16 protein-coding genes are annotated in these 13,383 nt (G+C 43.2%); 7 read left to right on the forward strand and 9 right to left on the reverse strand.

What is annotated here, in order from left to right; all coding sequences use genetic code 11:
- The first annotated feature begins 290 nt into the window (after positions 1 to 290).
- The 3 genes from QT998_RS06080 (at position 291) to QT998_RS06090 (ending at position 5,023) form a co-directional block, all read left to right on the forward strand.
- Positions 291 to 4,286: a magnesium chelatase subunit H gene (locus QT998_RS06080; protein ID WP_194068141.1), complete on the forward strand. Its 3,996-nt coding sequence runs from the start codon at positions 291 to 293 to the stop codon at positions 4,284 to 4,286.
- A 216-nt stretch (positions 4,287 to 4,502) separates the two neighbouring features.
- Positions 4,503 to 4,778, forward strand: coding sequence for a hypothetical protein (locus QT998_RS06085; RefSeq protein WP_194068132.1), 276 nt, complete (start codon positions 4,503 to 4,505; stop codon positions 4,776 to 4,778).
- A 95-nt stretch (positions 4,779 to 4,873) separates the two neighbouring features.
- Complete coding sequence (locus QT998_RS06090; RefSeq protein ID WP_333114694.1) at positions 4,874 to 5,023, forward strand: type II toxin-antitoxin system HicB family antitoxin; 150 nt, start codon at positions 4,874 to 4,876, stop codon at positions 5,021 to 5,023.
- Between the two features lie 105 nt (positions 5,024 to 5,128).
- On the opposite strand, the gene QT998_RS06095 is transcribed toward QT998_RS06090, so the two are convergent.
- From QT998_RS06095 to QT998_RS06125, 7 genes are all read right to left on the reverse strand, one after another.
- The gene (locus QT998_RS06095; protein ID WP_228050072.1) at positions 5,129 to 5,497 is read right to left on the reverse strand and encodes a hypothetical protein; all 369 of its coding nucleotides are present in this window, start codon (positions 5,495 to 5,497) and stop codon (positions 5,129 to 5,131) included.
- 15 nt (positions 5,498 to 5,512) lie between these two features.
- On the reverse strand, positions 5,513 to 5,857 hold the full coding sequence (locus tag QT998_RS06100) for a hypothetical protein (protein WP_194068130.1): 345 nt from the start codon (positions 5,855 to 5,857) through the stop codon (positions 5,513 to 5,515).
- Positions 5,858 to 6,232: 375 nt separating this feature from the next.
- Positions 6,233 to 6,487, reverse strand: coding sequence for a hypothetical protein (locus QT998_RS06105; RefSeq protein ID WP_194068129.1), 255 nt, complete (start codon positions 6,485 to 6,487; stop codon positions 6,233 to 6,235).
- Positions 6,487 to 6,687, reverse strand: a complete 201-nt coding sequence (locus tag QT998_RS06110) for a hypothetical protein (protein ID WP_193972564.1) — start codon at positions 6,685 to 6,687, stop codon at positions 6,487 to 6,489. The genes QT998_RS06105 and QT998_RS06110 overlap by 1 nt, the downstream gene beginning before the upstream one ends.
- Before the next feature lie 68 nt (positions 6,688 to 6,755).
- The gene (locus tag QT998_RS06115) at positions 6,756 to 6,986 is read right to left on the reverse strand and encodes a hypothetical protein (protein ID WP_194068128.1); all 231 of its coding nucleotides are present in this window, start codon (positions 6,984 to 6,986) and stop codon (positions 6,756 to 6,758) included.
- A 298-nt stretch (positions 6,987 to 7,284) separates the two neighbouring features.
- On the reverse strand, positions 7,285 to 7,479 hold the full coding sequence (locus QT998_RS06120) for a type II toxin-antitoxin system RelE family toxin (protein ID WP_194068127.1): 195 nt from the start codon (positions 7,477 to 7,479) through the stop codon (positions 7,285 to 7,287).
- Positions 7,479 to 7,694 (reverse strand): hypothetical protein, encoded by a 216-nt coding sequence (locus QT998_RS06125; protein ID WP_194068126.1) that lies wholly within the window; start codon positions 7,692 to 7,694, stop codon positions 7,479 to 7,481. The genes QT998_RS06120 and QT998_RS06125 overlap by 1 nt, the downstream gene beginning before the upstream one ends.
- 74 nt (positions 7,695 to 7,768) lie before the next feature.
- Between QT998_RS06125 and QT998_RS06130 the strand changes: the two genes are divergently transcribed.
- Positions 7,769 to 8,005: a hypothetical protein gene (locus QT998_RS06130; protein ID WP_333089064.1), complete on the forward strand. Its 237-nt coding sequence runs from the start codon at positions 7,769 to 7,771 to the stop codon at positions 8,003 to 8,005.
- A 164-nt stretch (positions 8,006 to 8,169) separates the two neighbouring features.
- On the forward strand, positions 8,170 to 8,745 hold the full coding sequence (locus QT998_RS06135; protein ID WP_333089062.1) for a hypothetical protein: 576 nt from the start codon (positions 8,170 to 8,172) through the stop codon (positions 8,743 to 8,745).
- Positions 8,746 to 8,838: 93 nt separating this feature from the next.
- On the opposite strand, the gene QT998_RS06140 is transcribed toward QT998_RS06135, so the two are convergent.
- Both QT998_RS06140 and QT998_RS06145 read right to left on the reverse strand, forming a co-directional pair.
- Entirely contained in the window at positions 8,839 to 9,519 is a 681-nt protein-coding gene (locus QT998_RS06140; RefSeq protein ID WP_333089060.1) for a class I SAM-dependent methyltransferase, read from the reverse strand.
- 60 nt (positions 9,520 to 9,579) lie between these two features.
- Positions 9,580 to 10,758: a glycosyltransferase family 2 protein gene (locus QT998_RS06145; protein WP_333089059.1), complete on the reverse strand. Its 1,179-nt coding sequence runs from the start codon at positions 10,756 to 10,758 to the stop codon at positions 9,580 to 9,582.
- 156 nt (positions 10,759 to 10,914) lie between these two features.
- Between QT998_RS06145 and QT998_RS06150 the strand changes: the two genes are divergently transcribed.
- Both QT998_RS06150 and QT998_RS06155 read left to right on the forward strand, forming a co-directional pair.
- A complete protein-coding gene (locus QT998_RS06150) occupies positions 10,915 to 11,307 on the forward strand; it encodes a transporter (protein ID WP_333089056.1) in 393 nt (130 codons plus the stop codon).
- Between the two features lie 99 nt (positions 11,308 to 11,406).
- Positions 11,407 to 13,356 (forward strand): hypothetical protein, encoded by a 1,950-nt coding sequence (locus tag QT998_RS06155; RefSeq protein ID WP_333114697.1) that lies wholly within the window; start codon positions 11,407 to 11,409, stop codon positions 13,354 to 13,356.
- Positions 13,357 to 13,383 lie beyond the last annotated feature (27 nt).

Here is a 13,383-nt window from a genome sequence, read left to right on the forward strand (position 1 = left end):
AACCTTGGTCAGGAGCGTTTTTCTCAAAGATTGGTCTATCGTTTATTTTTTTATCATATTTTATGAATTCATATATTTGTTTTTCTGTCAAGTAAAGATTTACTAATAAAATTTGGAGTGTTTGCTCAAGGAATTTGTCAAATAATGTAACGAAAAATCGTCATAAATTTGTCGAATTGTGTCATGTGCAGGCTCAAATCGCCCAATGGCAAGCGTTTTCTGGTAAAAATGCTTATGGGATAAAAAAATTCCCGATTGCCGAAAACAGCATCTTAAAGGAGCCTAACCGGATGTTCACTCACGTCAAGCCCACCATTCGCCACGTCGTGCCGGAAAACTTGCAGGGGCGATCGCTCATGAAGGTGGTCTATGTCGTACTAGAACCGCAGTATCAAAGCGCCCTGTCGGCAGCGGTTCGAGCGATAAATAACAAAAATCCGAATCTGGCAATAGAAATCAGCGGCTACCTGATCGAGGAACTCCGCAGCCCGGAAAATTACGAGGCCTTCAAGCGGGATGTGGCCGATGCCAACGTATTTATTGCTTCTCTAATTTTTATCGAAGATTTGGCCGAAAAAGTGGTAGCGGCTGTAGAACCGCTGCGCGACAGCTTGGATGTCGCCGTTGTCTTCCCGTCGATGCCGGGGGTGATGCGCCTGAATAAAATGGGCAGTTTCTCGATGGCGCAGTTGGGACAAAGCAAAAGCGCGATCGGCGAATTCATGAAAAAACGGAAGGAAAAATCCGGGAGTTCCTTCCAAGACGGAATGCTGAAACTGCTGCAAACTTTGCCGAAAGTGCTGAAATATTTGCCGATCGACAAAGCCCAAGATGCCCGCAACTTTATGCTGAGTTTCCAGTATTGGCTGGGCGGTTCCCAAGAAAACTTGGAAAACTTCCTGCTGATGCTGTCCCATAAATATGTCTTCAAAGGCCAGGAACAGCTAAGTTTTCAAGAACCGGTTGTCTACCCAGATATGGGGATTTGGCATCCCTTGGCACCAGGAATGTTTGAGGATGTCAAAGGATATCTGAACTGGTATAATGCCCGCACAGATATTTCCGCAGACCTCAAAGACCCCCTCGCACTCTGCATCGGTTTAGTGTTGCAGCGCACTCACTTAGTTACCGGAGATGACGCGCACTACGTCGCAATCGTGCAGGAATTTGAGGCAATGGGGGCGCGGGTTTTGCCGATTTTTGCCGGCGGTTTGGACTTCTCTAAACCAGTTGAGACTTTTTTCTTGGAAGTCGGGGCCAAAGGTGTTACACCTCTGCCGATAGTTGATGCGGTAGTTTCTCTGACTGGTTTTGCTTTGGTAGGTGGCCCGGCGAAACAAGATCACCCAAAGGCTATCGATACTTTGAAAAAGCTCAATTGCCCTTATATGGTGGCTTTGCCGCTGGTTTTCCAAACGACGGAAGAGTGGGAAAATAGCGATTTGGGCTTGCACCCGATTCAAGTTGCTTTGCAGGTTGCCATTCCTGAGTTGGATGGTGCGATCGAACCGATTATTTTGTCGGGAAGAGATGGCGCAACTGGCAAGGCGATCGCCCTACAAGACCGAATCGAAGCAATTTCCCAGCGTGCCATGAAATGGGCAATGCTGCGCCGCAAACCAAAATTAGATAAGAAAGTTGCGATCACAGTTTTCAGTTTTCCTCCCGATAAAGGCAACGTCGGAACAGCCGCTTACCTCGACGTTTTCGGCTCAATTTACGAAGTATTGAAAGCCCTAAAAGGCAACGGTTACGACTTGCCAGAACTGCCGGAATCTGCCGAAAAGCTGATGCAAGAAGTCATCCACGACGCCACAGCCCAATACCAAAGTCCTGAGTTAAATATTGCTCACCGGATGTCCGTAGCTGAGTATGAAGAATTCACTCCTTACTCGGAACGATTGCAAGAAAATTGGGGCCCGCCTCCGGGACATTTGAACAGCGACGGACAAAATTTGCTAATTTACGGCAAACATTTTGGCAATGTGTTTATCGGAGTGCAACCTACTTTTGGATACGAAGGCGATCCGATGCGGTTGTTATTCTCTCGTTCCGCCAGCCCGCACCACGGTTTTGCTGCTTACTACACATATTTGGAGCGCATTTGGGGTGCGGATGCGGTGCTGCACTTCGGCACTCACGGTTCCCTAGAATTCATGCCCGGTAAGCAGATGGGAATGTCTGTCGATTGTTATCCTGACAGTTTGATCGGCAAGATTCCTAACCTCTATTATTACGCTGCTAATAATCCTAGTGAGGCAACAATTGCTAAGCGCCGCAGTTATGCTGAAACAATCAGTTATCTGACTCCTCCGGCTGAAAATGCTGGGTTGTACAAAGGTTTGCAGGAACTCAGCGAGTTAATTGCTTCCTATCAAACTTTGAAAGAGACTGGGCGCGGTGTGCCGATTGTGGATGCGATCGTCGAAAAATGCCGTTTGGTCAATTTAGACAAAGATATTGACCTACCTCCCGAACAGGAAAGAGGGGTTGCTGCGGGGATGACTGCCCAGGAACGGGACAATTTAGTTGGCTTGGTTTACCGCAAGTTGATGGAGATTGAATCGCGGTTGTTACCTTGCGGTTTGCATATTATCGGTAAGCCGCCAACTGCCGAAGAGGCGATCGCAACTTTAGTAAATATCGCCAATTTAGATCGCGAAGAAGACAACTTGATCAGCTTACCGCGAATTATCGCTAACAGTCTGGGACGCGATATCGAAGAAGTTTACACTAACAGCGACAAAGGCATTTTAGTTGATGTCGAATTGCTGCAAAACATCACCCTAGCCTGTCGGGATGCAGTCAGCGCTTTGGTGAAGGAACAAACCGACGCTGAAGGCCGAGTTTCCCTAGTTTCCAAGTTGAATTTCTTCAACATGGGCAAGAAAACACCTTGGATTGATGCCTTGCACGCAGCCGGTTACAAAAAAGTCGATCCAGAACCGATTAAACCGCTGTTTGAGTATCTGGAATTCTGCTTGCAGCAAGTTTGTGCCGACAACGAATTAGGCGCTTTGTTGCGCGCCCTAGAAGGCGAATACATTATCCCCGGGCCCGGCGGCGATCCGATTCGCAACCCGGATGTTTTGCCGACTGGCAAGAATATGCACGCTTTAGATCCGCAGTCAATCCCGACGACGGGTGCGGTGAAGTCTGCTAAAGTTGTCGTTGACAGACTATTAGAAAGACAGCGCACCGATAACGGCGGAAACTATCCCGAAACCATCGCCGTTGTGCTCTGGGGAACCGACAACATCAAGACTTACGGCGAATCCCTCGCCCAAGTAATGTGGATGGTGGGAGTCAAGCCAGTACCCGATGCTTTGGGCCGGGTAAACAAACTGGAATTGCTGTCTTTAGAAGAGTTGGGACGGCCTCGAATCGACGTAGTAATTAACTGTTCTGGCGTATTCCGCGACTTGTTCATCAACCAAATGAATTTGTTAGATAAAGCCGTGAAAATGGCAGCGGAAGCCGACGAACCTTTAGAAATGAACTTCGTCCGCAAACACGCCTTGAAGCAAGCGGAAGAAATGGGAATCAATTTGCGCCAAGCAGCAACCCGCGTGTTTTCCAATGCTTCTGGTTCCTATTCATCTAACATCAACTTGGCGGTAGAAAACAGCACTTGGGAAAGCGAAGCCGAGTTGCAGGAAATGTATTTAACCCGCAAATCCTTCGCCTTTTCTTCCGACAATCCGGGAACTATGGAACAAGACAGGCAGATTTTTGAGTCATCCTTAAAAACTGCTGATGTCACCTTCCAAAACTTAGATTCTGCGGAGATTTCGCTAACCGACGTGTCGCACTATTTCGATTCCGATCCGACTAAATTGATCGGCAGTTTGCGGGCCGACGGGAAGCAACCAACATCCTTTGTTGCTGATACGACAACAGCCAACGCGCAGGTGCGGACGCTATCAGAAACCGTGCGTTTAGATTCGCGGACTAAGCTGCTGAATCCGAAGTGGTACGAGGGGATGTTATCGCACGGATATGAGGGCGTGCGGGAGATTTCTAAGCGTCTGGTGAATACGACTGGATGGAGTGCGACTGCGGGCGCGGTGGATAATTGGGTGTATGAGGATGTCAACACCACTTTTATCGAAGATGCGGAGATGCAGAAGCGTTTGCTGAATCTGAATCCTCATTCGTTCCGCAAGATTGTCAGCACTTTGCTTGAGGTGAATGGCCGGGGTTATTGGGAGACTTCGGAGAGTAATTTGGATCGCTTGCGCGAGTTGTATCAGGAGGTGGAAGATCGGATTGAGGGGGTAGAATAGGATTGTAGTAGGCATCAATTAGTAAAGACGTTGTATAAAACCTCTCTACTAATTGATGCCAAGCAATGAGGCAGAATTTAAAAGCTCAAAAATTAGTTAAATTATCATATTTACAAAGTATTTATTGCCAACCAAAATGAATGCTATAATTGTAATAATCAAATTCATAAAGTTTGAGAGGTTCATAAAAAAATCAAGTAAGGTTGTGAGGGGATTATGTATATAGTTAAGGAAAAACATCATAGCTACGCGGGTCAAACACTTGTAACTACTTTCCATATAACTTATGAATGGGATGGCAAAGAAACAGTAATTAAAACGGTAGAAGAAGAAAATGTAAGTAGACCTTTCTTCAATATGCCTCGATGGGAACCCACCCGTCGTCAAACAGTCAAGTTTTCGCAGTTAGGCGATGAGATTCAAACTGCTCTTTTACGAGCAAAAGAAACTGGCGAAGAAGTTGATATAGGTGAGTGGGGAATTCCAGATTAAGCCAGTAGCTATGATAACTTAGCTGTTAGCGGTAAAATAATTATCCCTTATCCAAATTAACAATTGTAGAGGAAGACCAGGCATTTATTGCAGAAGTGCCTGAATTGCCCGGATGTGCTGCTGATGGTGAAACTTATCAAGCAGCACTGCAAAATGTAGAGGTGATTATGCAGGAGTGGATTGAGACTGTTCAGGAATTAGGGCGAATTGTCCCTCAACCGAAAGGTAGATTGATGTTTTCGTAGTTGAAGTAAGGATAAAATATTGCTATGACTACCCTCACCCTCAACTTCAACCCTATTATTAAGCTGACCAGGGAGTTGAGCTAGTGAACTCGGCAATCAGAGAGTTTAGAGAGAGAATAAAAAATCAGTTAGAGGATAGGCGGAAAAAAATTTATACAAGAGATATATTACCACGAAAGAGAAAAATACTGGTAATGCCTTTTTAAGAATTGTCTCTAGTGATATCTTTGATATTTCTTGATCTGACTGGTTAGTAGTATTAATATGTTGCTTTTCTGCAACTTCTAAAATTTCTGAACTGCTGTTTTCTTGGTCAGAGTTTTCTTCTTGATTCACTGAATTATCTAAAAGATTTGGCTCTTTGTTAAAATCAAGAAAATTAACCTTGGGATTTTTGATAACATAAATAGAAGATCCTATTGAAGCTAAAAAGAATAGAAATATGTTAACAATATCAGCTTGGGTGAATGTCAATATCATAAAACTACACTACTTTTTTTCTATTGTTCGTTCTTTCAAGGTTTTTCCTATTTTATAACCGAATCTTCCACCTCGAACATAACCATCTTTCACTATATTAGAATCGTAAGATTCAAGATGAGTATCATAATATTCTAGTTTGGGATATTTATCATTACTTTTTTTGTCTACTCCCGTAGATAATTTTTCACTTTGGCGGGGCCCTAAAGTTTCTTGGAACCTAGTTTCACTTCTTATTGATTCAGTTGTTTTCCTTACTATGCTAGGCTCAGCTTGGGCTTGACCAAGCGGAAGCAACCACAATAAAGCAATCCATACAATAGCTACTCCAACATAAGATAGTTTTTTGCTCATATCCCCCAAAAACCTAGAGAAAACCCAGTAATTGCTCCCCAAAGAAAAGCAGCTAGCCAAGTGGCTGCTAGGGTTATAAAAGCCCCAATAAATATTGCTACAAAGTTACCCATATTAATGGTTTAATTTTAATTACTAAGGTAACACTGAAGTTACCTAATTGTCAATAAGTAATTTTACGGAATTATGAAGCCGTGGATAGAGACTACCTGCTAGTGAACTATGGTATCCCATCGGTCAGGCTCAAGACCCCTTAATATTTCTGGATGAAGGTGAAATCGAAAGCGATCGCCCGTTTCTTCCCCAAGCGCGATCGCCCTTATCTTCCCAAAGTGCGATCGCCCACGGGATAGCTACGCCGATCGCACTATTGGATTATTTACCTATCAGCCCATCGTACTCTGCGTGAGTACCAATCCAAAACCACAAAATACCTGTTTTAATTTCAATACCCAACGCCCGATAAGCCTGTCCAGCCCTTACAGACCAATACTTACCAACTTTCTTAAAATGTAAAGAAGGATGAGACGGATCGACCCTCAGCAACTCATAACACTGATCTGCTGTAGCCTGTACCGTTGAGGGTAAAGCGTTATAACAGTCCCAAAATTTTCGAGTAGTATAGTGCATTAAATCTCTCGATAGTTACCACTCTCAAAATCGGCGATCGCTTCTCCTGCTAAAGCATCCAGTTTACCCTTAGCAATATCTTTCTCTAGCTGAATATCCCATCGTTGGTAATCCAAATTCAAAAACCACTCTAACAACTCTCCAATTTCGTTCGGCGGAAGTTCGAGAATCGCATTTTCTATCTGTTCTACAGTCAACATAGGCTGTCTTAGATTACACTTTATTTCGCTGATTTTATCGTAGCACTGCGATCGAAGTGATTGAGATATTACTCATCCCATTCTTCTCTTAGCTGCAACTGGAATTCCAAAGCATCCACACGCTTCGGTAAAAAACCGCGCCATCTCTTTAAATTTTTCCTGGGCAATCTTTGACTGCTATCCTGAGTCTCGGTTGTTTCCCGCTGACGAATCAATGCTGACAAAAATTCTAAAAGTTGCTGTTGCTCTTCAAGAGTGAGACTTTGAGCCTGACTTAGTACCTCGCTATAAGTAGACATAGGCTTTATGTTGAGATTTTTGGGCTGATTGTTATTATAGCAATTTAGGCTCTAGGAAAATGCGATCGCCCGTTTCTTCCCAAGTACGCCCTTTTCTTCCCGAAGTGCGATCGCACTTCAGTTAATCATAAATTTCTCTCCGGTGTCCAATCTGGTGAATAGTAATCACATTTAAATCATCATCAAAAGAATAAATTACCCGATATAGCAATCCTAAGTGATTTTCTAGATCCGTAAAATTTGAAAGCCTTGCTATACAACAAGTCTAGGAAGACAAGAGGGCGTTGTGTTGTGAGACTCAGATCGGATTGCTATAATCACCCACTCTTAACTTAAAGAAACCTGCCAGATTAGCCGACAACGGCATAGGAGTAATTTGTTCAAAATTTTCAGCCAACCAATTGATTTTATTACCTATACGCTCCCGCACAGGCTGAGTCAATCTTTCTTGGTTAACCAGAGCTTCTGCTGTCAACTCAACCAAATAGCTCATTACGCCTTCATGCCGAGTTTTTGATAAACTTCCCCCGCTTCGATGCTGCTTTCTCCTGCTTGCTTGCGCTTCATTGACTCTAACAATTTCAGCTTGACTTCTTCCTTAACTTCTAAACCTGCATCAGGATCGCCCAAATATTCTTCTAAGCATTGTTCAACGGTATGCCGAATCAAGTCCCGCAGTTGCTCAACTGTCATATCTTTGACTTGCATATTAATCTCCTAGTCTGTGGGATTATCGATAAATTATAGCAACTTTCTTTGAGCCAAACCCAATCAAACTGATTTTGGCTCAAAGAAAGTGCGATCGCCCTTTTCTTCCCGAAGTGCGATCGCGCGGATTAACTATCGATCGCCTGCCGGATCGCTTTGGCCCGCCACACTCAGCATCGGAAGAAAATCAGTATAATGCCAGATCCCCGCTAGCTTTTCGCGCGATCGAACGCCAGAGGATATTGCTGTTAGGGCGATCGACCTTTTGGTGCTCTCCTCGGGCGATAGTTAATCCCCAAATTTTAACTTAAAAATAAATTTTTCCACCATCGTTTTCCAACCGCCAAGCAGCTTTATCTATGACAATTGCAGCGGGATTGGCAATAGTTGCCGTGTACTTACCGAAAATGCCAACCCTTTTCGCTATTCTTTCTCCCACCTATTCCCAGCAATTTTAATATTGCTCGCAATAGCAATGACCGACACGGACCCATCAAATAAAAACAAAGCAGGCAATTTTTTTCTGGTTGCTGTATTTTGTGCTGGTTTGGCAATTAGCTACGATTGGGATACCACCAAACAAACTTATTCAGCGTATCTAAAAAACATTCAATTTGGACTAACAAATCCATCGTTAGCTACAGCCAAGCAAAAGTCGCAATATGCAGCCCTACAGCAGTCTATTCCACAAGGAGAAACAGTTTTGACCAGACTAGACGCACCTTTTATTCTCGACTTTAAACGCAATCAAATTTTTCTCGCTGACTGGCCCGGGGGAGCTAGTTTGCCACCCGGTATGCCTGCCTTCAAAGGCCCTGAAGCCTTGGCAAACTATTTAGCCACAAAATCTATTCGATACATAGCTTATTCGTCTTGGAGTCTCCATCATCCTGCTGTAGATACTTCAGGGCCTGGATTGTCATCTTGGTTTCGACTGCAAGCAAAACTTTCTCACGACTTTCGGGATAACGTGTGGGAACTTGCAAAAACTCGAAAACAATTGTATGAAGACGGAGAAAATTTTGTGCTGGATTTAGAAACAAAATTGTAGAAAGTCTTGGACGCGGAGATAGTCAGAAATTTGGTTTTTTCCAAACATCTTTCGTTGCAGCCAACAGTAAAAGTAAAAATCAGGTTTCTTCGATCACAGGGGATTTTTTACATAAAAAAGCAAATTGGATATTAAACCGAGAAGCCGGAAATGTTTGGTATCAATTTTAGCCTCTGCTGGCAGCATCTGCAATACATCTTTTTCGGATAAAAGATTGAGGTTTTCTTCTTGGGCGAAAAAGTTCTTGCCCAGCAATCTCAAAAGAGCTCGAAACGAAGAGGGGGGAAGCCAGTGAATTAAGGGGACAGCGGTGTGGAATTCTACGGGAAACCAGCGGTTAGGAGTAGTGATGCAGCAGGTTTTGCCGACGCGGCAAAGTTCTCGAATAAAAGTTTTTTGCTGAGTTCGATTGCCGACGTGTTCGATGACAGCAAAACTCACGACTAAATCAAAACTTTTGTCTGGAAATGGTAAAGTCAAACCGTTAGAACGGACATACTTTAAACCGGGATATTCTTGTTCTAAAAATGCAGCATCTTCCATGCCCACAGCGGTGATTTTGTGGGGGTAGGGATAGAGTTTCTCAAAAAAATTGCAATCTTCGCGGCGGTCGGAAGTTACTCCTACATCCAACACGGTTGTGTCGCCGCTGGGATTGGCTAATGCCATGAGTAAATTAAACATTTTTTGGCGGGCGTACCAAGATAGTTTGGTGGCGAAACCACCAAGCTTGGGGCCTACGTACTCGCTGGAGTTTTTTTGATTTATTGTCATAGGATTTGAGGTTTTGGATGTACTCAGAGCAGAGGTTGTAGTGTTTCAGTGATAATTAGTTTACCTGCGCTTCAAGCCCAGCACGCTGAGAAAAAAGCTGGATAGAACCATCTGTAAACCGACGGTCAGGCACGTGAGCGAGGGAATAACTAAACGGAGAGTTTTAGAAGGATCTAGAAAACCGAAAGCTGTATCGCTCCAGATAGTTAATGACAAAAACGAGCCAACTATTCCGATTAATATCAGCGTGACTCCGGTAATCAATCCTGTTTCTAAGGTAACGTAGCGAAATATTTTGTTGAGTTTGGGGTCTTCCGGCAGCAGTTTTTCGCTGATGGCGAAAACTTTGGTGAAGAAGGCGAAAGTTACTGCTTGAAAACCGACGATAATTGCGATCGCCCCATAAAGCAGCGTATGTACGTCAAAGTTAATACTGCCAATCTTTTGAGTACCGGGCAACAGCCAGATGGTAACAATTATACCCAAAATCATCAGCGCCACACCAGGATACAAAAACAGCCAGCGAGGACTGTAAAGCAACAAAAATCTGAGATGCCGCCAGCCATCTCGCCAAGTTCGCAAGTGCGGCGGGCGACTGCGCCCGTCGGGAGATAGTACCGTTGGGACTTCAGCGATTTTCAACTTGTACAGAGATGCTTTGACGACCATTTCGCTAGCAAATTCCATACCCGTTGTTTGCAAGTCGAGTTTCAAAATTGAGTCTCTCCTAAAACCCCGCAATCCGCAGTGAAAATCGCCGGCGGGACTTGCAAAGAATAACCGCCCAACCCATGTCAGCACCGGATTTCCTAAATATTTGTGCAGCGGCGGCATTGCACCCGGTTTGATGCCTCCTTGAAAGCGGTTTCCCATGACTAAATCGCAGCCTCCCCGCAATTTTTCGACAAAGGCACCGAGGTTAGAAAAGTCGTAGCTGTCGTCAGCGTCGCCCATGATAATATAAACTCCGCGCGCCGCTACGATGCCTCCCATCAGGGCGCTGCCGTAGCCTTTGGCTGCTACGGGCACGACTCGGGCCCCCATTTTGGTGGCGATATCTTGGGAACCGTCAGTGCTGCCGTTGTCTGCTATGATGACCTCGCCGGCAATATCCAGTTCGCGCAGTGACCTCTGAGCCTTCTCGATGCAAATTTCTAAAGTTTCTGCTTCGTTGAGGCAGGGCATGAGTATCGAGAGTTCGAGAGTGTATTCCCCGCTGGTGTTGGTCTGTTCTGCCATAGGTTTATTCCAGGCGTTGCTGGCGATCGACAATACTTACTTTTCCAGTATCTCTGCTTAAATTATTAGTTGTGAATAAAAATCAACAAAACTTAATTAAAGTTTTTCAATTTTTTCCCAACTGCCGTTTTTTTGTAATATTAGGTTAGTTAATTTATGAGTAGAAGCGTTTTTCTAGTTTTGCTCGCTGCTATTTTGTGCAGTGTAGTGGGTCAATTTAGTCTGAAAGCAGGAGCAAAAATCTTAGGGCCCATTGGCGCGGCTAATTTAGTGGAAAAAATTCTCGCAATGGCAACTCAGCCTTTGATAGTTGGAGGTCTGTGTTTGTATGCAGTTTCTTCGATCGGCTTTATCGTCGTTTTGTCTCGCGCCAACATTAGCATAGTCTCGCCTTTACTGTCAATTAGTTACCTGTTTACTGTGTTGGGCGGGAAAATTGTATTTAACGAGCCTTTGCCACCGCTGCGGTTGGTAGGCGTGGGGCTAATTATGACGGGAGTAATTTTTGTACTCCAAGGTCAAAGTGGGGGAACCGCTGGGGGCAACTAGCGATCGCTTTTAACATTGATCATTGAGTGCTGAGTTGATAACTTAATTCAAAGGGTGTGTCTGATCGTAACCTTCTAAATCGATACTGAGGTCACAATTATGAATTATTATTATTTTATTTCTTTTGCCTGGGGAATTTTCATTCTTGTATCCCTGATTGGTTGGGGTGGAGTAGTCAACCGCATCCTTTTTCCTCAGTACAGAGTTGACTGGGGACAAAGAGCCGCTTGGGGGATAGCTTGGACGATTATATTTGGTGGTTTATTAAATGTGACATGGACTATTTCGCAAGCAACTATTTTAATATATATATGCTTGGGCGCACTTTACGGAATAATAGATGCCTGGGCAAATAAAACTTTGATCGCCGACGAGCTGAATCGGTTAATTAATGCTTTTAAAGAAAATAGTTTTTTGGCGATCGGGACTTTTATCGCTTTGCTTCTGGCTGCTGTGCAATACAGTGGTTCAGTGGCCTGGTATAATTTTAATCCTCACGATGACTACCACGCCTATTTTGTATTCCCCCATAAAATGCTTCAAATAGGTTCTCTTGGTTCCGATCCTTTCAGCGAAAGAAGATTGGTATCTGCACTGGGAGGACAATCATTCTTGCATACATTAATTCTCAGCCTGTTGGATGAAAGAAGTTTATATCTGATCGATCCCGGATGCGCCTTAGTCGTAATGATAGGACTCACGATCGGATACTGTCAGCAAAAACAATTTTCAAAAAGCTCGACATTACTGATTGTGTTCGCATTTTTATTAATTAGCCGAGATCATACAAATACAACTGGTATATTAATTCCGGTATGTCTTTTCTTCAGCTTATTTAGAGTTTTTGATTGGGACAAGCTAAAAGCAACAAACATCCACAGTAATGCTGCGATTGTAGGATTGCTTGCAGCCGCCATCTGCGCTTTAAAAACCACCTTGATTCCCGCGTGTATTATTTTCTTCACCTTTAGTTATTTTTTCTATATCCTTGGCAGCCAAATAAAGCATAAAGCAATCTACGAATTTTGTTTGGCTAGTATTTTATTGGCTGTGTTTATTTTACCCTGGTCGATCTCACTGTATCAGTCATCAGGGACTTTACTATATCCCATACTTGGGAAAGGTTTTCATGGTTCTGTATACGGAGGCTCGGTCAAGCTTCCTAGCAATGAGATTTTTGGAGAGCTTTTTCGATTTTCAGCACTTAGACTCAAGCTATATGCAATTTTAGCAATTGTTTATTTATTGACTGTATTGAGAATTAGATTTTTTATGGTTGGTCTCCATAAAAAGCCAATTGTTAGGGAAGCAACTCTGTCTATTAATCTTAGTAATGTGATGGGCGTTGCAATCATAGGAGTTTCTACTGGAGGCTCGGATATCGACCGCTATTCATATTCACTACTATTGGTTGTGTTCCTGATATTAATATTGGTTGTTATGGAAAATATCGAGCCAAAAATGTCAAACTTAAACTTAAGAAATAGGCGTTTCATTGGTGTATTATTTTTGTCATTGTTATTAGCGATAAATTGTAATGGCGACAAAATGTTTATACAATATAATAACTATGTAGAGAACATTGCCTCTGGTTTGAAAAATGTACCTTTAGTGACACGAGACGAGCGAGAAAAATATTCAAAAATGCTAGATTCGGTTCCTGAAGGAGAAATAGTTTTAACAAGACTTGACAAACCTTTTTTAATGAATTTTAAGAAACATACAATCTGGATTGCAGACTACCCAGGCGGGGCTAGCCTTCCGCCCGGTATGCCTTCCTTTAAAGGAGAAGAAGCGCTAGCAGATTATCTAGTTTCAAAATCGATTAGATATGTTGCATATTCTTACGCTAATGAAGCGAACTTTCCTAGGAAATCTCTAGAATATAGACTCGAAGTCAAGCCACTAGGTTTTTGGCTCCGAAATCAGGCATTGAACACTTTTGAATTTCAAGATACCTTACAAAAACTCGGTCAAACGAGAAAACGGATTTATGATGATGGAGCAAATTTTGTAATTGATTTGTCAAGCAATAAAAACAAGCAGTGATATCAGTTTTATTTGCAGTATTTAAAA

Origin of the sequence: Microcoleus sp. S1D4, from assembly GCF_036700765.1 — a bacterium.
Lineage (GTDB): Bacteria > Cyanobacteriota > Cyanobacteriia > Cyanobacteriales > Microcoleaceae > Microcoleus.